This window comes from Dyella sp. 01L423, from assembly GCF_056399945.1.
Genome location: NZ_JBFTSI010000002.1, coordinates 929,814 through 950,394 on the forward strand (window position 1 = coordinate 929,814; position 20,581 = coordinate 950,394).

Genomic DNA, 20,581 nt, shown 5'->3' on the forward strand with positions numbered 1-20,581 from the left:
TGAGGCAATCCGGGTCGGACCGTGAAAGCCATACATAAACGTGCCCAGCCTTGTCGAATCGATCAGTCAGATTAGGCGCACGCGATCGACAGCATCTATAAGAATAGTCTCAATTGCGCGGAGCGGAGCGGTTAATTCCTGGATGATGCTTTGCTGGATGCCGGCGGCTCGGGCCCGCGATGGCCAAGAGGCAGCCTGCGTCTTCGACGTCGTGCTCCGGGCCTTGGAATCAAGCTTTGCCGCCCCGTTTCGGCGACAGCCAGCTTGGCGACGCTACGCTAGTCGAACCCTGGGAAACCTGAGGTATCGCCATGACTGCAGTTACGAAGACGCCGCTGGAACACGTCAACGACGTGCTGGCGCAGCTCAAAGAGATGCGTCACTACGCGAAGAACAACGTCGAGGCGCTGACGGCACAGTGGTTGCTGTTCGACGGCGAGCTGAAGAAGCTCAAGCAGGCAGCACCGATCGAGGCGCTGATGACGCGCCAAAGCGAATTGCATGATGCGCTGAACGACCAGATCGCCACGTTTGAGGAATTGGCCGCGACGCTCCAGCCTCCTCCGGAAGAAGCTTAGCCTGGCGGGATGCGGCACTCGTGCGAAAAATTCTCGGGAGAGGTGTCGAATCCGCCTTCGGCCGTTCGTCATGACAGTGAAGGCAGGCAATCCGCCCGCCTCAGGGTCTTCACAGGAGACGTCATGCCACAGTACCTGGTTGCCATTCACCATCCCGACAACTATGACGCGTCGCTGGAGGACGAAGCGATGATCAGCGATATCCACGCGCTCAACAGAGAAATGATCGCCGCAGGCGCCCGGTTCTTTGCCGGCGGCCTGGAGTCGCCCGACAAGGCCAAGTCCTTGCGCAAGCAGGCCGGCGGCGACGTGGTGGTTACCGATGGTCCATACACCGAAGCCAAGGAGCATGTCGGCGGCTTCTGGATACTGGATGCCGCCGATATGGATGAGGCGCTGGCGTGGGGACAAAAGGCCGTCGTCGCCTGCCGTACGCCGGTCGAGGTGCGGGCGTTTCTTCGCCACAGTTAACGGCGCTGAATGGAGGGTTTCCATGGCCAAACTTGTCTTCGGAATGAATCAGTCCCTCGATGGCTATGTCGACCATCAGGCCTTTGGGCCTAGCCCATTGTTGTTTCGCCACTTCGTCGAGCAAGTGCACCACCTGTCGGGCAGCGTGTACGGCCGCCGCATGTACGAGGTCATGCGTTATTGGGACGACGATTCCCCGGAGTGGAGCGCGGACGAACGCGACTTCGCGACGGGATGGCGGCGCCAGCCGAAATGGGTCGTGTCGCGCACGCTGACGTCGGTCGGCCCGAACGCCACCCTTGTCGCTGGCGACATCGAATCGGCGATACGGCGACTGAAATCCGAGCTCACCGGCGACATCGAAGTCGCCGGCCCCGACTTGGCGCAAAGCCTGACCGAGCTTGGCCTTATCGACGAGTACCAACTCTACGTTCACCCTGTCGTACTGGGACACGGCAAGCCACTCTTCGCAGGCCCTCGGCCGCCGCTGCGCCTGGTGGCCAATGACGTCATCGACGGGAACGTGATTCGGCTTACGTACGTCCCGGCTTAGCCGAGCAACGCGCCCAGTGGTCGAAGTCGGAGCACCAGGCTTCGACCGAACGCCGCCTCCCTGCCGACCTATGACGCGGCCTAGGTAAAACTACTGAACTCCCTTGATGGGTTTTACCGATGCAGCCGTAAATGGTGACGGCGCAAGCTGAGCACCTCGTCAAAGCCGAGGGATCCATCATGGCGCTGCCCATTCCCGCCTCGACCCTGACCACTGCACTGGCCGCGACTGTTGTGGCGCTCGCAGCCTGCGGGCGTCCGGATTTCACGGCGGCGATATCGTCCACGGCGTCGCCCGTATATGCGGCGAGCTAACCCTCTCGCGCCGACGAGACTGAAGCAGTCAATCACCGCCGCGGAAAGTGAAACGAATCAGCCACGCCACCCCGATGGAAACGCCATGCGCACACCGACCTTACCCACCGCGCTTATCTTCGCCCTCTTCGGCGCCGCCTGCGCCCACGCAGGTACGGCACCGACCGATGTCATTCCCGTCACGGTCAATAACTTTGCCCGCGCCGAATCGGATACCTACCTCGCGTCCCTGGTGAAACGCGGCGGCCTTGGCGTCTTTCATTCCGAGCGCGAACCCGCATCGATCGACAAACAGGATGTCATCCGCCTCAATCGCGACACGCTTTACTCCTTCGGCGTCTTCGACCTGGATGCAGGCCCCGTCACCATCACCCTGCCCGACGCTGGCAAGCGCTTCATGTCGCTGCAGGTCATCAACGAAGACCACTACGCGCCTGCCGTGGTTTACGGTGCCGGCAGCTACACGTTCGACAAGGACAAGGTGGGCACTCGCTACATGGCCGTTGCCATCCGCACCCTGGTCGACCCCAGCGACGCGAAGGATTTGCAGGCTGTCCATGCCTTGCAGGACGCCATCAAGGTATCCCAGGCCAGCCACGGCACCTTCGACGTGCCTCACTGGGATCCGGTGAGCCAGAAAAAGATCCGCGATGCGCTGCTCGTACTCGCCGCATCCACCACCGGCTTCAAGAACGCCTTCGGCAAGCAAGGCGACGTGGACCCGGTCATGCATCTCTTGGGAACCGCTGCCGGCTGGGGCGGCAACCCCGACAAGGATGCCACCTATCTCGGCGTCACGCCGCCCAGGAACGACGGCAAGACGGTGTATCACCTCACTGTCAAAGATGTCCCGGTCGATGCCTTCTGGTCCATCAGCGTCTACAACGCCAAGGGCTATTTCCAGAAGAACGCACTGAACGCGTACACGCTCAACAACATCACAGCCAAGCGCAGCGCTGACGGCTCCATCGCGGTCCAGTTTGGTGGCTGCGACGGCAAGATCCCCAACTGCCTGCCCATCGTTCCCGGCTGGAACTACACCGTCAGGCTTTACCGCCCCCGGGAAGCGATCCTGAATGGCGCTTGGAAGTTTCCGGAGCCGACGACTTAGGCATCTCGCAAAGGCGTTGGTGGCGACAAGAGTTGCCATGGAAGTCGGGAATGATTTCAAGAACGCCACGCATGGCTTCCTGTGCGTCAATTCGATGGCCTCTCCTGTAAAAGAAAACCACCTGCGTAAAAATCACTAGATCATCCGTTGTATATGTTTTTGAACTTCCTTCGCCAGATTAGGGAGTCCGTTTCGCGTGCCAAAAGCAAGACGACTGCACGCCGGGGAATAAGGGTTGATCGAATCACATCACCGACGCGGGCATCAGTTCACTGCCGCAGCTAAACACAAAGCCGCGTGCGCCCCGGTGCGATCCTCACGCCAGGGCGACGTTGGTCAACTTTCTTAGGTCGAACGACAAATGTTGTCCAACAGCAAAAATGAGGATGCTTGGATGTCTGCGCGGATGACGCCGCAGGCCGCAGAGGCGAAGTAGCTGGCAGAGCATTCATCGTAAAACGACGAGGAGAACGCACCGTGGCCATGCTTCTGATGAAGGACGCAACAGGACCGGATGTCGCGCAATTGCGCAAGAAACTGGCTTCGGTGCTGCAGACAGAGGCGAGTGCGTTTCCCGGCCTGGCCGTGGGCAACAGTTTCGATGCGCTCACGGACGCTGCGGTCCGACGCTGGCAGTCCGGCATCGGCCTGGTCGCGGATGGCATCGTCGGTCCGTATTGCCAGAGCATCCTTGGCATGATCACGCTACAGGCGACCGACGTTGCGATCACGCTGGATGCGGTGAAGCAGCTTTTCCCCGCCACCAAGGCATCCAATATCGCGCGGAACCTCCCTTATGTAGCGGCAGCCTTGAATGTCGTGGGGCTGCGCGATCGCCCCATGATCTGCGCCGCGCTCGGCACCATTCGCGCGGAGACCGAGGGCTTCGTACCAATTTCCGAGTTTCCCTCGCACTTCAACACGACGCCGGGCATGCCTGCCTTCAGCGCCTACGATGGGCGCACCTCGCTCGGCAACACGCAGCCCGGTGATGGCGCCCGCTTTAGAGGCCGCGGCTTTGTGCAGCTGACGGGGCGAGCGAACTATCACACCTACGCGGCGCAGATCGGCCTGGATATCGAGAGCTTTCCGGACCTGGCCAACGCGCCTGAAGCAGCGGCGGTGTTGCTGGCCGTGTTTCTCAATCATGCCGCTGACAAGATGCGCACGGCGCTTGCGTCCAACAACTATGCCGCAGCACGCAAGCTGGTCAATGGCGGCACGTACGGGCTGGACAAGTTTCGCAGCGTGTTTCAGCTGGCCGACTCGGTGTGGCCGGTGGTCAGCCGCGCAGGTCGCACGGCACGTTCGCGCAAGACCGCTGTTGCCGCCGCGCCAACCCGCCAATTCACGGCCAGCAAGGATCCCGTCGACCTTCGCGATCGTTCCTATACGCCCCCACCGGTCAGCCTGCCCGACTGCTACCCCAGCGACGAATACGTACAGAAACTCCTGCCCGCCTATACCAGTGCCGGCCTGATTCTCGACCAGGGGCAGGAGGGGGCATGCACCGGTTTTGGCCTGGCGTGCGTCGTCAACTATCTGCGCTGGCGCAAGGCGAGCATGCCTTCGAAGCTGGAATCGGTGAGCCCACGCATGCTGTACAACTTCGCGCGGCGCTACGACGAATATGCCGGCGATAACTACGATGGATCGAGCTGCCGCGGCGCGCTGAAGGGCTGGTTCTACCATGGTGTATGCCTGGAGGACGACTGGCCCTACAAAGCCGAAGACACCCAACCGCCCAGCTTCGGATACGCCGATCGCGCCACCGCCAATACGTTGGGCATCTATTACCGCATCGACCTCAAGACCATCACCGACCTGCAGGCCGCCATCCTGGAAGTGGGAGCCATCTACGTCTCGGCCAACACGCATGATGGCTGGCAGAACGTGCCGACCTCGCGCAAGAAGATCACCGGGCACGAAACCTTGCCCGTGATCGAGTTCGATGGCCGCGCTTCGCAGACCGACGGCCACGCGTTCGCACTGGTGGGCTTCAACACGCGCGGCTTCGTCGTCCAGAACTCCTGGGGCAAGAGCTGGGGATGCGGCGGCTTTGCCGTATTGGCCTATGCGGACTGGCTTGCCAACGGCATGGATGCGTGGGTGGCTGCGATGGGCGTGCGTGGCCTGGTGTTCGGCCAGCGCGCGGCGGCCATCCCCGGTGCGACGGGCCGCGCCGGTGCCGATCGATCGGGCGCATGGAACGACGCCGACGCGTATGCGCACAGCATCGTGCTCGGCAACGACGGGCGCGTCACGCGCTACCTCACGCAGGATGCATTGAACCGCGGCCTGCTATATCAGGCATGCACGCTGCCGGATCAGTGGTTCCACCAGCAAGCATCCGCGACCAAGCGCCTGGTGATCTACGCGCATGGCGGCCTCAACAGCGAAGAGGATGCCATCAAGCGTGCGCGCATCATGGGCCCTTACCTGATCGGCAATGGTTGCTACCCGCTGTTCATGGTGTGGAAGACCGGCCTGCTCGAATCGATCGAGGACATCATCGCCGACCGATTCCGGCCCGCGCCCTCGCGCGTTGGTGGCGTCCGCGAAGCCTTGACCAATGTGACGGATGGAATTATCGAGCAAACCATCGGCCGCCCGTTCGCGCGTCCGGTCTGGAGCGAGATGAAGGAGAACGCCGAGGGGGCCAGCCTGCCAACGCGCGGGGCGGATCTGCTGGTAACGGCCTTGCAGAATCTCGAGCAGACCTGGGGCGACAAACTGGAGATCCATCTGATCGGCCACTCCGCCGGCTCGATCTTCCTCGGCTGGCTCGTTGACCTGCTGGCCGCACGCGGACTCGACGCGCGGGCAAGCTCCATCCACCTCTATGCCCCGGCGTGCACGGTGCAGTTCGCCAATCGCCACTACACGCCGCACGAGGACCTGATGAAGTCGATGTATCTGGATATCTTGTCCGACGAAAACGAACGCGACGACGACGTGGCGGCGGTCTACCGCAAATCACTGCTCTATATGGTTTCCGACGCGCTGGAGCAGGATGTGCGCACGCCCATCCTCGGCCTGGCCAAAGTCATGGACGTTTCCTACAACGGCTGGGACGGCTCCTCGAGCACCGGCGAAGCGCTCGGCAACTGGCGCCAGGCAGCCAAGCAAAGCGGCCTGGACAAGCGCACGGGCATCCTCGATGTCGACAAGGTCAAAACCAGCAGCTCCGGCACCACCATCAGTGCGAGCCACGGCAGCTTCGACAACAACGTCGAGGTGGTCAGCCGCACGCTCGAACGCATCACCGGCGGCAAGCTGGCCATGCCGGTCGATGACCTGCGTGGCTTCTGAAAGCGGGCATGAGATCGGAGTCGGCGACGCGGCTACTCCCCGGCGTGATGTTGCATAGCCAACGAGCCCGCTCTCACTGAGCGGGCCCGTTCCCCATCGTCCCTCACCAACGCATGCGGAAACCCAGCGTGCCGTTCAACGCATGCGAATCGCCGAAGTTCGAAAGTCCGGTCTGCGCCTGCACTTCGCCGTATACCGAGTAGCGGCCACCGGCCCAGTCCAGCGAGCCGCCCAGGCCCAAGCCGCCCCACCAGCGCTCGTTGCGCGTACTGAAGTCGGTACCCGCCACGTTCACCTGCGCCGCGTCCTTGAAGTTGTCGTAGACGTTGGCGATGGCATACAGGTGCGTGACGACCGGACCCGAGTCGCCCGAATGCGTGCTCAGGTAGTCGATGGCCGTACCAGCGCGCGCCGCGGCCGCGTTGCCGGCCTGCTGCGACACGCGCGCACCGAACGCGTCGTTGAAGCCGTCGAACGAGACCTTGCCCCAGGTCAACTGCGCCTGCGGCACGATGGACCATGCATCACTCAGGTGGAAGCGCTGGCCGACTTCCACGCCCGCTGCATAACCGGCGGCCTTGTTGTCGTTCTCGGCCATGCCCAGCGTGTTGGAGTGCAGATCGGAATCCAGGTGCATCCAGCGCAGCTGGCCGTCCACGTAGAGGCCGTTGCTGGCGTACCAGGTGAGCGCGGCGCCCACGCCATAGGCGCGGGTGTTGATGCGACCGTCGCCGTAGGCCGAACTCACGTCGGAGTTGTAGTGGTCGTAGTGCAGCGACGCGCTTCCGACCAGCTTGCCCGAGCCGCTGTCGGCGAGCGTCGCGTCCAGGCCCACTTCCGATTTCCAGTCCGACACGTCGTAGTTGGTGCCAGTGGTGCTGGACTCCGGCTTGATGGTGTGGTCGCCGCCCTGTACGCGCGTCCACACGCCCTCGCCCGGTGTCATGGCGTCGTTGGATTGCCCATCCGCCCACTGGCGGTCGCCCGTGCGCTGGACCAGCGTGTCCAGGGTGTTCGCCTGCTGCAAGATGCCGGCATAGGCTTCGTACAGCGGCACGCCAGGCTGATACAGCGGCGTCGGGTCACCGCCGCCCGCGCCTGGTTTGCCCGGCGTGCCGGGATTGCCCGGATCGGTCGGCGGATCGGTCAGTGCCGATCGCAGGTACCAGTCGCCGTCCGGGGCATCGACGCCGTCCTTGTACAGCCGATACGCATACGCGCCGGCCACCACCGCCTGCTGGCCCTGGAAGACGTAATCGCCCTTCAGCGCAAAGGTTCCGTTCGATGCACCCTGCACGTCGATGAGCTTGATGCCCTGCGTGGTCGCCGCGCCCGTGCCGCCCACGTTGGTGACTTGCACCGTGGTGTTGCCTGAGGTGTTGCCGGTGACCACGAGCATGTCGGTGGCCGAACCATCGCCACCCAGCGCCGTGTTGAAGTTCAACGTGCCGCCCTGGCCAGCGTAATCACCCTGCACGGTCAAGCTGGTGCCGGGCGCATGGCCGAAGTTCACGGTGCCTGCGTTGGTGAGTGCGCCCGTGCGCTGGGCGAAGCCGGCAAGATCCAGCGTAGCGCCACTCTGCACGGTCGTCGCGGAGGAGGCATTGAATGCGTTGGCCACTGCGGCGCTCAGCGTACCGGCCGCAACGGTGGTGTCGCCGCCGTAGGTTGACGTACCGCCCAGCATCAGCGTGCCGGTGCCGTTCTTGGTGAGACTGCCCGTGCCCTGGATGCCATTGCTCAGCTGCAGCGTAGTGCCGTCATCCGTGTCGATGGTGGCGGCACCGCCCAGACCGACGGTGCGATTGCTCAGGAAGCTACCCGTGGTGTGCAACGTTGCGTCGTCGATGGAAAGACTGCCTGCCGCCAGGCCGAGATTGCCGTCGTTGGCCACCTGCAGCGTACCGGCGTGCACGTCGGTACCGCCGCCATAGCTGTTGGCGCCGGTGAGCACCAGCGTGCCCAGGTCGTCCTTCACCAGCATGCTGGCGCCGGTGAGTGCGGCATCGATGGTGGCTGTCATGCTCGCGCCCGCCGCGGTGCCATCGCCCACCCGGATGGTGGAAGCGCCGCCAGCCAGTTCGATGGCATCGCCAGTGACGCGATAGCCGTCGGCCTGGAACTGCATGCCCGAGGCACTCACCTGCCCGTTCGTGTTGTCCACCGTCACCGTGCCGCCAGTGCCGCCGAAGATCGCAAACGAGCCGTTGGTGAACGGCGCGTTGAGCGTGCCGCTGGCGTCGGTCCAGTAGTCGTTGTCCGCGAGGCGCCAGGTACCCGTGCCGCCGGTGATCGCACCATCGTTCGCATGTCCCGGACCGTCCCAGAAAGTGAGCGTCAGGCCATCGGTGTTGACCAGATTCACCTGGTTGGCAAGCGAGGTCTGTACGAAAACGTTCGCCGTCGGCGAGGTGCCGATCGCCAGGCCGTTGTCGGTCAGGGTGCCGTCGTAGTTGAAGAGGCGATACACGCCAGCGCCAAACGTGCCGCCCGGCGTCGTGGAGACATTGAGCGTGCCGTCCAGCGTGAGGTTGCCATGCACCACGGTGAGGTCGTTGAGGCTGCCACCCACTGTGCCGGCCTGACCCAACTGATAGTCGACGGTCGCGCCCGCGTTGAGCGTGAGGTTGCCGTTGACGGTAAGCGTGCCCGGTGAATTGCCGGGGCTGAGCGTGCCGCCGTTGGCCACCGTCACATCACCGCCTATCGTTCCGGAGCCACCCAGGGTGCCACCGTTTTGCACCGTGGTCGCACCCGTAGCGGCGGACTGGTCGCCATCGACGAGCAGCGTGCCGCCAGACACCGTCGTGGCGCCCGTATAGCTGTTGTTGCTGGTGAGCGTGGTCGTGCCATTGCCCATTTGCGTGACGCCGCCGGTGCCGGAAATCGCGGCTCCGATCGTTTGGACGTCCGAACGATCAAACGCCAGCGCGCCGTTGTCGACTACGTCGCCCACGATCGAGCCGCTCGTACCACCCTCGCCCAGCTGCAACGTGCCACCGGTGATCGTCGTGCCGCCGGTGTAGGTGTTGTTGCCCGCCAGCACCAGGGTGCCGAGGTCGGACTTGGTCATGCCGTTGCTGCCGGTGAGCACGGAGGCAATAGTCGCTGTCATGGCCGCGCCGGCGGTGGTGCCGTCGCCCACGCGGATGACCGGCGCCGATCCGACCAAGGCAATCGCGTCGCCCTCAACGCGATAGCCGTCGGTGGCGAACTGCATGCCACTCGCGTTGACGGCACCCTGGGTCGTCGCATCGACGGTCACCGTGCCGGCCGCGCCGGCGAACACGGCAAAGCTGCTGTCCTGATACGACGCATTGATGGAACCGTCGAGCAAGGTCCAGTTGTCGTTGCCCGTGGTGCCCTGCCAGACGCCATCGCCGCCCTGCACCAGGTCGTCGCCGCGCGCACCGTTGCCGTCCCAGAAATTCACCGACAGGCCATTGGTGTTGACCAGGTTCACCTGCTGCGCGATCGAAGTCTGCAGGAAGTAGTCGGGCGACGGCACCGAGCCGATGTTGAAACCATTGTTGGTGAGTGCACCGGTGTAGCCGATGATGCGGTAGATGCCCGGATCGAACGTCCCGCCCGAGGTCACCGACACGTTGAGCGTGCCGTCCAGCGTGAGATCGCCGTTGACCTGCACGAGATCGTTGAGCGGACCGCCCACCACATTGGCCTGGCCGAGGTTGACGTTGAGGTTGGAGGCGTCGCTCAAAGCCAGGCTGCCCTTGACCGTCAGCGTGCCGGGCGCGCTGCCGACGTCGCCCGGACTGAGCGTGCCGCCATCGGCCACGCTTACATCGCCGCCGATGATGCCCTTGCCGCCAAGCGTGCCGCCGCTGTCGACCGTGGTAGCTCCGGTGGCCGCGGACTGGTCGCCATTGATGATCAGGCTGCCGGCACGCACTGCGGTTGGGCCGGTGTAGCTGTTGGCGGCGCTGAGCACGGTGGTGCCCGTGTCTTGCTGCTCCAGCGCGCCGGTGCCGGAAATGGCGCCGGCGAATGCCACGCTGTCGGTACGATCGAACACCAGCGTGCCGTTGTTGGCCACGTTGCCCTGGATGGAACCGCTGGTGCCGCCGTTGCCCAATTGCAGTACGCCACTGGCGATGGTGGTGCCACCGGTATAGGTGTTGTCTGCGGTGAGCACGAGCGCGCCGGCATCGATCTTGTTCAATGTGCCAGGGCCGCCGACGGTGCCGGCAAGCGTGAGATCGGCGGTCGTATCAAAGGTGCCACCACCATTGCCCAGCGTCACGCCACGCGCCGACGTGAACGCCGCGGTGTTGTTCAAGGTGCCGCCATCAAACGACAGCGCGCCCGCCGCGTTGCCGAGGTTGGCGTCGCTGGACACTTTGAGGGCGCCGCCGTTGATCGCCGTGCCACCGGCGTACGTGTTGGTAGCCGAGAGCGTCAACGTGCCGGGACCCATCTTGGTGAGTTGGCCGGCGCCGCCGATGGTCTGGTTGACGATTAGGGCAGTACCCTCAATGTCGAACGTGCCGCCGCCCTGGTTGATGGTGACGGGGTGCGCAAACACAGAACTCTGGGTCGTACGCAGCGTGCCGCCATCGAAGCTGACCGCAGCGCCCGGGGCGCCGACGCCGTTGGTGCCCTGCACCTGCAACACACCGCCATTGATGGCAGTTCCTCCGGTGAGGTTGTTGATGCTGTTGATGATCAGCGTGCCAAGATCTTCCTTGACCAGCGTGCCGGCACCATTCAATGGCGCAGTGATGGTGGCGGTCATGCCCGCGCCGGCGGCGGTTCCATCGCCCACGCGAACCACGTCCTGCCCACTGACGAACGTGATCGGATCGCCGGTCACGGTGTACCCGTTCACTGCGAACTGCATGCCGGAACTGGTGACCGTGCCGAGCGTGTTGTCCACCGTCACCGTGCCGGGCGCGCCCATGAAGATGGAGAACTCGCCATCGGTGTACGGTGCATTGACCTGGCCGGTCTGGCTGGTCCAGTTGCTGTTGCCGGCGCTGTTCTGCCAGACGCCGTTGCCGCCGTCGACGGTGTTGTTGGTGTGGCCGTTGGCGCCATCCCAGAAGTTCAGCGTAAGACCGCCGGTGTTGATCAGGTTGACCTGGTTCGCCACCGAGGTCTGCACCTGGTAGTTGCCGGTCGAGCTGCCGCCGAGCGCCAGGCCCTGATCGTTGAGCGTGCCGTCGTAGCTGATGATGCGGTACAAGCCGGGGCCGAAGCTGCCGCCCGGCGTGGCGGACACGTTGAGCGTGCCATCCAGATTGAGGTTGCCGTGCACCACGGTGAGGTCGTTGAGTGAGCCACCGACCACGTTGGGCTGGCCGAACTGATAGTTCAGGGTCGAGTTGGCGCCTAGCGTCAACCCGCCGTTGATCGTGAGCGTCCCCGCTGCACCGGCATCGCCCGGATTCAGCGCGCCGCCACTCGCCACGGTCACGCTGCCGCCGATGGTACCGACGCCGCCCAACGTGGCGCCATTCTGCACGGTGGTGCCGCCGGTGGCAGCAGACTGGTTGCCGTCGATCAGCAACGTGCCCGCCTGCACGTTCGTGGCGCCCGCGTAGCTGTTCGTTCCGGTAAGAACCATGGTGCCGCTGCCGAGCTGGGTCACACCACCCGTGCCGGTCACCAGGCCGCCAAACGTATAGACGTCCGAACGGTCGAAGGCCAGCGTGCCGTTGTCGGCCACGTTGCCAAGGATGGAGCCGTTCGCGCCGCCGTTGCCCAGCTGCAGCACACCTGCCGTGATGGCCGTGCCGCCGGTGTAGGTATTGGTCGCGGTCAACACCGTCGTGCCGGTGCCGGACTGCACCACGTCGCCCGCGCCGGAGATGGTGCCGGCCAGCGTCGACGTATCGGAGCGGTCAAAGCCCAGCGTGCCGGCCGTGTCGACGATGACGGTGGGGCTGGCGATGGAGCCCGTGGTACCGCCATTGCCAATCTGCAACAGTCCGGTATTGACTACAGTGTTGCCGGTATAGGTGTTGTTGCCGGTCAGCAGCCAGGTACCTGCATCGTTCTTGGCCAGCGTGGTAACGCCACCGGTGCCGTCGATGATGCTGCCGCCCATGGTGTTGTTGCCAGTGTTGGCGCCACCCAGACCCAGCGTACGCGCGCCGCTGCCGGCGTAAGCCGCCGAGCCGGTATTGCTGAACACAATGGCACCCGTGCCGGACGATTCGATCACGCTGCTACCGATCAACAAGGTAAACAGGCGGTCGGTAGTGTCGCCGGTGCCGGTGTAGCGCAGCGTCGCGCCGCCAGGGGTGCTGGTACCGATCACCAGGTTGCTGGCCGCATTCGACGAGGAGCCGATACTGCTGGCCTGCCCGCCGTTGGTGAGATGGTCCACGCCAAGAACGCCGCCTGAGATGGTAGTGACGCCGGTGTACGTGCTGGCTGCGTTGCGCAGGATCCAGGTCCCGCCGCTGGTCTTGCTCACCGAAGTCTTGCCAGTACCGTTATCGGTGATCTGCAACGCGAGACTGTTGTCGGCGGTGCTGCTGCCGGTCAACGTCACGGTCTGCGCGGTATTGGCGCCACTGAACGCGAGCGCGCCGGTGTTGGTGAACTGCACTGCACCCGAGCCGGATGCGTTCAGCGCGCTGCTGGCGGACGGCCCCAGCGTCAACAGGCGATCCGTGCTGTTGCCCGTACCACTGTATTGCAGCGTGCCGCCGTTAAGCACGAGATTGCCGGCTGCATTGCTCGACGCACCGATGGAACTGCCCAGGCCGCCGTTGGCGAGCACGTCCACCTGCAGCGTGCCCGCATTGACCGTGGTGGTGCCGGTGTAGTCACTGGCCGCACCCGACAAGGTCTGCAGGGCGGTACCGTTCTTGACCAGATTGCCCGTGCCGCTTATGGCACCCCCAAAATCGGCGCCGCCCGTCGCATTGCTGCCGGTCGTCACGGTGAGCGTGGCGCTCCCAAGATCGATGTTGCCGCCTGTCGTGCCAGCGCCGTCGAGGTAGCTGACGTTGGTGTTGAAACTGTTGAGGTCGAGCAACACGCCGGCCGTGTTGGCCAGCGTCATGTAACCCGTACCGAAGGCATTGGCGACACCCGCACCCAGCGTGCCGCCTGAAACGAAGGTGCCCGCCGTATTGGCGTTGCTGCCGCTCAGCACCAGCGTGCCCGGCCCTGACTTCTGGAACTGCCCGGCGCCGGTGATCGCGCCACTGATGCCCAACGTGGTGGTGGCATTGGTGACGTTGATCACCGCATTGCCGGTGAGCTGCATGCCGCGGTTGATATTGACGCTAGTGCCGGTGTAGGCCAGCGTGCCGGCGATCTGCAAGTTGGCGGGCAAGCTGCTCGAGGCACCGACGCCGCTGGCCTGACCACCGTCGGCCAGGCAATCGGTCGTGATCGTGCTGGAGGAAATGATGGTGGCGCCGGTATAGCTGTTGCCGCAGCCGGTGAAGGTCTCGCTGTGCCCGGTGATGGTCACGCCACCCGCGCCGCTGATGGCTCCCGAAAACGTACCGTTGCCGTTGATGGTGAGGCCGCCGCCAGTGCCCAGCGTGACATTGCCCGCGCCGTTGAGTCCGCCGATGTTGACCTGGAAGGTGGAGGCATCCAGCGTGCCACCGGCATTGACCGTCATCACGCCATTGACGCCAAAGGCAGTGGGGGAGCCGGCACGCAGGATGGCGCCCGTGATCGTCGTGCCACCGGTGTAAGTGTTGGCGCCGGACAGCAGCAGCGTGCCGGCGCCATCCTTGTACAGATTGCCGGCGCCAACGATCGTGCCGCTGTCGGTCAGCGTGGTTGCCGCCGCGTCGACGCTCACGTGGCCCTGGCCGGCGGCGAGCGTGAAGCCGCGGTCTGTCGAGGTGTCGGCGCCCGTGTACTCAAGGCCGCCGCCATTCTGCAGCACAAGATTGGCCGGCGCGGTGCCGCCTTCACCGATGCCGCTGGCAACGCCGCCATTGGCCAGCGTGCCGGTTGCCAGCAGGCCGGCGCTCACCGTGACCGGCCCAACGAAATCGTTCGCGCCATTGGATAGCGTCAACGTGCCGGTGCCGGTCTTGGTGAAGCCGGCATCGTCGGGGCTGGTGACCACGCCGCTAAACGTCAGATCCGTGCTGCCATCCACCTGGATCGTGCGCGAAGGACCACCGTTGACCAGGGTGAAGCCGCGATCGGTGCTGGCAGTCGCGCCGGTGTAGTGCAGCGTGCCGTTCTCCAGCACCAGGTTGGAAGGATCATTGGACGACGCACCGATCGCACTCGCCGCGCCACCGTTTGCCACGGAATTGAACGCGAGTGTGCCGCCACTCACCGTGGTCGAACCGGTGTACGTATTGGCGCCGGTGAGTGACACCGTCCCCGTGCCCTGCCCACCCACGACGAAGCCCGTAGCGCCACCGTTGTCGATGATGGTCGAACTGATGGTGAAGTTGCCGGCAGCGTTCTGCAGCACGCCCAGCGGACTGCCCGCGGCACCGCCGGTCAGCGAGCCGCCCTGGATGGTCTGGTTGGCGGTACCCGCGGTCGGCGACACGATGATGCTGCCGTCTACGCTCAGCGTATTGCCCGGGCTGACGTTCACGGTGGATCCCGCCGCTGCGGCGACCTTCATGCCGCCCAGCGCGACACTGCCATTCACCGTGCCGGTGTAAGGCGTGTTGGCATTGCCGCCCTCGTCGCTGACGATGTCACCGTTCGACCAGGTGTTCGCGTTGTCCTTGTCCGCATAGTTGGTGAACGCGGTGATGATGCCACCGCTCACCTGCGCGTAATCCGTGCCGTTGACCGTGGCCCAGCCGCCGAGCGCGCCGTCCGCATGCGTGGTGCTGATGGTGGTACCGGTGTTGAACGCGAAATCGACCAGGCCGCCGCTGCGATTGATCCCGCCCAGCGAGACGCCAAGGCCGCCCGCACCGGCGGTGGCGCTGATGCGGTTGTTGCCGGCGGTGACGTTGAGGCCATTGAAAGCCTGCGTGGTGGCCCCGGTCGCGCCCTTGATGGAAAGCGTGCCGCCGCCCAGGTTGAGCGTCGAGCTACTGCTGACGATGTTGCTGGCCGGTGCGCCCGCCACGGAAAAATCCAGCGCCAGCGTGCCGCCGCCGATCGTGGTGGCGCCGGTATACGTATTGGCGCCGGTGAGCGTCTGCGTGCCCGCACCAAGCTTGGTGAGACCGCCGGTGCCACCGATGCTGCCCGCGTACGAAGTGCTGCCCGAGGTGGCGTTGAGCGTGAGCGTGCCGCTGCCCAGATCCACGTTGCCGCCCGTGCCTGCCAGCGACGGCGCAGCAATCGCAAGGTCATTGAGGTCCAGCGTGCCGCCGTTGACGATCAGGCCCTTCGATACGCCGAAGGCACTCGCACTGCCCGCGGTCAACGTGCCTGCTTGCACAGTCGTGGTGCCGGCATAAGTATTGGCGCCGCTGAGCACCCAGTTGCCGGAACCATTCATCACCACACTGCCAGTGCCGCTGATGACGCCGGAATCCGTATTGGTGCCGGCGTAGCTGCCGCCCAGTGTGATCGAGTCGATGCCGCCCGCAGTGAAGCTGGATGCGCCCGTGAGCGAAAGCCCGCCCGTACCGTCGTTGGCGAGCGTGCTTGCGCCGTCGAACGTGTAGATGCGGTTGGACGACGCAGTTGCGCCGGTGTAACGCAACGTGCCCGACGTCAGACCTATGTTGCCGGATGCGCCGGTGCCGAGCGAACTGGCCGTGCCGGTATCGGCGAGCACGGGTGCGTACACCGTGATCGTGGTGATGCCGCTGGCGCCCGTGTAGGTATTGGCGCCTCCCAGCGTGATGCTGCGCCCGGCCGTACCGTTATAGGCAACCGGCCGCGCTGCACCGGGAGAGCTGATCACGCCCAGCAACGCCAGATCGCCCGACTGCGCGACGAGGCCCTGGCTCGTTGTCCAGGAGCCGCCCAGCACGATATCGCCGGACAGCGTCAGCGTGCCGGTGCCCATATTCCTGAGCGAGTTGCCACCGCTGGAGGTATTGTTGAAGGTCCAGTTGCGGTTCGAGCTGTCGCCGCTGCCGCTGTAATTCAAGGTGCCGCTCAGACCACCGCCCGCATCCACGACCACGGTACCGTTCGCCACCGTGGTTGGCGCGCCCAGCGCACTGGCCTCGCCGAGGTCACCGACAGAGGTGAACCCATAGGTGCCGCCCGTATTGAAGGCCGTCTGACCGGTGTAATCGCTGGCGCTGTTGCTCAACGTGACACCGCTACCGGCAAGCACGCCACCGATGCCGGTGAAGTGAGCCGATCCGACGCCGACACCCGCGACATGGACGTTGCCGTTCAGCGTCACCACGCGACTGGCAGCCAGCGCAGCGGTGGCACTGAGCCCCGATGCGTCCGCCATGGCGATGCCGTTGCTGGCGGCGCCCAGTGCGGCATCGTTGGCAACCGCCAGCGTGCCGGCATTGACCGTGATCCCGCCGCTGAACGTGTTCGCTCCGTTCAGTGTCAGCGTGCCACCTGCGCTCTTGATGAGCCCAGCATTGCCGGCAATAACCGAGTTGATCGTGCCGGCGCCCGCGATCGTCGGCGTGGTACCGGCCAGGGTGAGCGTGCCACCGATCAGGGTGTAACCGGCCACGCTGAAAGTGAGGTTGTTGAGGGTGATCGGCGAAGCCAGCGTCACCGTGCCTGCCGTGCCGGCGAACACAGCGTTGTCGATGGCCCCGTTGTTCCACGCAGCGAAAGGACCAGCGACGCCATCGCTGGCTGCGTTCCAGTACGGCGACAAGGTGTCCCATGTGCCGGTGCCACCGCTGCCGGCCGAGCCACCGTTGACGTCCCAGTAGCGGTCGGCGGAAAACGCCGGCGCCGCATACAGTGACGCCAATCCCATCAGCACACCGAGGCGTAGCGTCCACGCGCCTTGCGACGTGCGCAAGGGTGATGACCGCTCATCGATCGTCGCCGACGCGGCGCATCCGCGTCCCTTGCCGTGCTTGCCGGTGAGTTCGGAAGCCACTACCCACGCGTTCGAGGCCGTAGACCAGACGATGCGGAATACACGGTTCATCACGTTCCCCTGTCGATGTGCAAACAGATGCAGTTGTTGTTGGCGGCGCGTTCGCCGCCGTCAGTCAGGCCGAATCCAGGCCTGTTGTTCGCTGGCGCGTCGCGCGCCGGTAGACGAGCAGTTGGACGAATGCGTTGGCGCCGCGAGCACGACGAGCGCACCCGCGCGCGCGACAACGCACGACGCGGCCATCGAAGTTGAATCGATTCAAATTCATGGGAAGCGGAGGTACTGGCACAGCCCCTGAGCCGGAGGGGGTTCTCCGGCCTATGGCCCGCTGGCACGCGTAGATCGATCCCCTGTACCGTGCCTGCGGCGTCTTAAGGAAAGCTCGGCGCAAGCGTATGCAACCGGCACGAGAGGAAATCGGCGTGACGTCTCTTTTCGTTCGGCGTGACGTCTCTTTACAAATCGTGACGCAATCGGCGTTGCAGGAAAACCTGCCGGGCGCGCCTGACAACGCGGCACTATCTAGCCTTGTTCGCCCGCTCTGGCTTGGCTCGGCGTCATGCCAAAACGCGCCCGAAAACTTCGCAGCAATTGATTGCCGCTGGAAAAGCCGAGGCTGTAGGCGATCTCCGTGATGGAACGCGGCGTGCGCACCGCCCCGGTCAGCTCCCGATAGGCCGCATCCAGCCGTATCTCGCGAAGTACCTTCGCCACGCCGCCATCGCTGGCGAATGCGCGGTAGAGATGGGCACGCGATACCTTGAAGCGGCGGCAAAGAGAATCCGGCGACAACTCCAGCACATGGACGTTGCCCGTGATGAATTCGACGATACGCTGACGCAACCCGGTGCCGAGCGGCGAATCTTCCGCAAACTCGTCTTTCACGTCACCCTTCAAGGCTGCCGATAACAGGGTAATCAGCGCCTCCTGCGCAGCCATGGCCTGCATGTCGGGCAACGGTCTTTGCAGCGAACACAGACCATGCAGAAGGGAAGCGATCAAGGGCGTCATCGACCCGCCTGCCTTGAGCACAGCGCCATGCAGGTTGCGCGAACCGATGGTTTTCTCCAGCGCCTGCCGCGGCAGCACGATCGACGTGATCGATGGCGGCTCGATCTGCTGATCGGGCGCATTCGCAAGATCGAAAATACAGATGTCGCCGACGTCCGCGCGATGATGCTTGTCGTCGTTGCCGCCCTGCAGCGAGTCTGGCGGCAGAAGCTGCACAAGATAATGATCCAGTCCGATCTGTACCGCGAGACGGCGATCGCGATGGTGACGCTGACGATTGAACGGCGCGGCGGCAGGTGAACCTTTCGATCCGTTGAGCAGAACACCGTTGTGCGCCACAGGGGGCATCATCTCGAAGACGGGCCACGTCAAGTCACGCAAAACATCATTGCGCTCGTCCGCGTCAACCGCATCGACGGCAACATCCCCTTCACCAGTCATCACCAATCGCCCCTTGTCGGCTTTCGATGTCGTCACCTGCCCGACCTCGTGCAGCAAGCAAGGTCGGTTTCGGCGAGCGATGCTAGCAGGACGTACCACGCGCGTTTGCAACGAGCATCACGCCTCCAAATGCATGCAAGATCCTGCGCTCACTCACCTTGAGCGATGAAGGATTTTGCTGATGCCGGCGCAATGGATGCGACAGTAAGGGCCCATCGCTTACATCAGGGATCAGGCGCAGGCACTACGCGCAAGGTGGCAGCAAACATCTCGCGCGTCTGTGGATCGGTGATCTGTGCGGCCGCGGCCTGCGCCTGCGAATAGTGCCTGGCGTGTGCCGCTGCATTGCCCTGCGCAGCGGCCACGTTGGCTGCGACCGCCTGGGCAAACGCCAGCTCCCACGGCGCACTGTCGTGCTGCTCGAAGTATGGCAATGATTTTCTCAGGTAGTGTGCTGCGGGCGAGGGAAGCTTGAGCAGCGCGTACGCGTGAGCAAGCAGTTGCGCCGCATGGGCATGATTGCTTGCGTTGCCAGCCATCTTCCATAAGTACATGGCCGCATGGGCGGCCTGCAGCATCTCTTCGTCTTCCTCAGCCGAGCGGCGAGCCTTTTCGGAGAGCGTCCAGGCTCGATTATTGGCCTGGGAGGCCAGCCGGCGTTGCCATAGTGCGGCGTCTTCGGGAGTTGGTTTTTCAGCCATGAATCCATGCCTCCGCCTGCATCATGCACCTTGGCTGCCTGTGCGACAGGGGTGCACGCTCGGTTATACACCTGCAAGCATCCATGCATGATTCGAGTCTCTGCCCAAGGCTTGCGGCGCGAGCAGGCTCGCTCCCTTCAGCGCACTTTGCCAAAGCCGCGAAACTGGCGGAATGCCGCCCGGAAATAGCCGGCCTCGGCATCTGGCGCGATGGGAACAGCGCGAGCGAGCGGCGGCAGCGCTGTCCACGGCAGTGTCGGATGCTGGTGATGCAGGCGGTGAAGATGATGGTTCATCAACACGGGATGCCAGATGGCCGGCGCGCGAAAATTGCGGGCCCGCGCATCTTCGTCGAGCACGACATCGTAGTGCGGCAGGTTGTCCGCGACCGAGAGCCACAGTCCGCGTAGAAACATGGTTGCCGCAAGCACGGGCCACCATCGCCCGTACAAATAAAATGCGCCGGCGTGGAGCGCGACCGACAGTACCCAGTCGCGCCGTATCAGGGCGCGTCGTTGCGCATTGCCGGCAAAGGCCACGAACAGGCGCTGCACCTCACGGCCGGCCGGTTCCTCGCTGCGAAGCTTATGGGCGACAAGTCGAGAGACCCATGGCGCCGGCAGCAGCGTGAGCAAGGGCAGCGCCACTTCCGCGAGATAGAGGCCGCCCAGCAAATGCGCGTAGTAACCGACGCGAGCGAGCACGGGATGCGTTACACCGTCATGCACGTCCGGACGGTCAAAGGATTCGCGCGTATAGCGGTGATGCATCAGGTGCCCGAAACGGGCCGCGTCGAACGGCAACATGAAGGCGATTGACAGGGCCCGCCCAACCCCTTCATTTAGCCATCGCCGGGGCAGCAAATGTCCGTGAATGGCTTCATGGATCAACCCCCAATGCATCGGGGTCGCCACCACGAGCGGCACGGCGATCCATAGCGCGGACGCCCCGTACTGCCGCAGCAGGAATGGCCATGCGATGAATTGCATCAGTACGGCGCTTGCGACGACGCCAAGCAGCGCCGAGTTGGCGCGAAGGTCGATGGGGACATGCCTGGACGTTCGCCGTTCGGTCGCTGCTTGAGCGCCATCCACTTCTACCGCTGCCTGTCGATCCATCGTCTACCCTTAAG

At 64.3% G+C, this 20,581-nt stretch carries 9 protein-coding genes; 5 read left to right on the top strand and 4 right to left on the bottom strand.

Going from position 1 to position 20,581, the window contains the following annotated elements:
- Positions 1 to 311 precede the first annotated feature (311 nt).
- From AC1DMY_RS10750 to AC1DMY_RS10770, 5 genes are all read left to right on the top strand, one after another.
- A complete protein-coding gene (locus AC1DMY_RS10750; RefSeq protein WP_477164940.1) occupies positions 312 to 578 on the top strand; it encodes a hypothetical protein in 267 nt (88 codons plus the stop codon).
- Positions 579 to 701: 123 nt separating this feature from the next.
- Positions 702 to 1,049, top strand: coding sequence for a YciI family protein (locus tag AC1DMY_RS10755; protein ID WP_477164941.1), 348 nt, complete (start codon positions 702 to 704; stop codon positions 1,047 to 1,049).
- 22 nt (positions 1,050 to 1,071) lie between these two features.
- On the top strand, positions 1,072 to 1,602 hold the full coding sequence (locus AC1DMY_RS10760) for a dihydrofolate reductase family protein (RefSeq protein WP_477164942.1): 531 nt from the start codon (positions 1,072 to 1,074) through the stop codon (positions 1,600 to 1,602).
- A gap of 399 nt (positions 1,603 to 2,001) precedes the next feature.
- Positions 2,002 to 3,027, top strand: a complete 1,026-nt coding sequence (locus tag AC1DMY_RS10765; protein ID WP_477164943.1) for a DUF1254 domain-containing protein — start codon at positions 2,002 to 2,004, stop codon at positions 3,025 to 3,027.
- Between the two features lie 483 nt (positions 3,028 to 3,510).
- The gene (locus AC1DMY_RS10770; protein WP_477165014.1) at positions 3,511 to 6,339 is read left to right on the top strand and encodes a C1 family peptidase; all 2,829 of its coding nucleotides are present in this window, start codon (positions 3,511 to 3,513) and stop codon (positions 6,337 to 6,339) included.
- Between the two features lie 103 nt (positions 6,340 to 6,442).
- Here the strand turns inward: AC1DMY_RS10770 and AC1DMY_RS10775 are convergent, their stop codons facing one another.
- The 4 genes from AC1DMY_RS10775 to AC1DMY_RS10790 all read right to left on the bottom strand — a co-directional run bounded on the left by AC1DMY_RS10775 (position 6,443) and on the right by AC1DMY_RS10790 (position 20,567).
- Positions 6,443 to 17,347: an autotransporter-associated beta strand repeat-containing protein gene (locus tag AC1DMY_RS10775; protein ID WP_477164944.1), complete on the bottom strand. Its 10,905-nt coding sequence runs from the start codon at positions 17,345 to 17,347 to the stop codon at positions 6,443 to 6,445.
- A 471-nt stretch (positions 17,348 to 17,818) separates the two neighbouring features.
- A complete protein-coding gene (locus tag AC1DMY_RS10780; protein ID WP_477164945.1) occupies positions 17,819 to 18,805 on the bottom strand; it encodes a helix-turn-helix domain-containing protein in 987 nt (328 codons plus the stop codon).
- Positions 18,806 to 18,972: 167 nt separating this feature from the next.
- Complete coding sequence (locus AC1DMY_RS10785; RefSeq protein WP_477164946.1) at positions 18,973 to 19,449, bottom strand: hypothetical protein; 477 nt, start codon at positions 19,447 to 19,449, stop codon at positions 18,973 to 18,975.
- A gap of 137 nt (positions 19,450 to 19,586) precedes the next feature.
- Complete coding sequence (locus AC1DMY_RS10790; protein WP_477164947.1) at positions 19,587 to 20,567, bottom strand: fatty acid desaturase; 981 nt, start codon at positions 20,565 to 20,567, stop codon at positions 19,587 to 19,589.
- Positions 20,568 to 20,581 lie beyond the last annotated feature (14 nt).

Bases quoted from the DNA above. Each gene is read 5' to 3' on its own strand.
- AC1DMY_RS10770 (WP_477165014.1), top strand. From the start codon at position 3,511: ATGCTTCTGATGAAGGACGCAACAGGACCGGATGTCGCGCAATTGCGC.
- AC1DMY_RS10775 (WP_477164944.1), bottom strand. From the start codon at position 17,347: ATGAACCGTGTATTCCGCATCGTCTGGTCTACGGCCTCGAACGCGTGG.
- AC1DMY_RS10765 (WP_477164943.1), top strand. From the start codon at position 2,002: ATGCGCACACCGACCTTACCCACCGCGCTTATCTTCGCCCTCTTCGGC.
- AC1DMY_RS10790 (WP_477164947.1), bottom strand. From the start codon at position 20,567: ATGGATCGACAGGCAGCGGTAGAAGTGGATGGCGCTCAAGCAGCGACC.
- AC1DMY_RS10785 (WP_477164946.1), bottom strand. From the start codon at position 19,449: ATGGCTGAAAAACCAACTCCCGAAGACGCCGCACTATGGCAACGCCGG.
- AC1DMY_RS10750 (WP_477164940.1), top strand. From the start codon at position 312: ATGACTGCAGTTACGAAGACGCCGCTGGAACACGTCAACGACGTGCTG.
- AC1DMY_RS10755 (WP_477164941.1), top strand. From the start codon at position 702: ATGCCACAGTACCTGGTTGCCATTCACCATCCCGACAACTATGACGCG.
- AC1DMY_RS10760 (WP_477164942.1), top strand. From the start codon at position 1,072: ATGGCCAAACTTGTCTTCGGAATGAATCAGTCCCTCGATGGCTATGTC.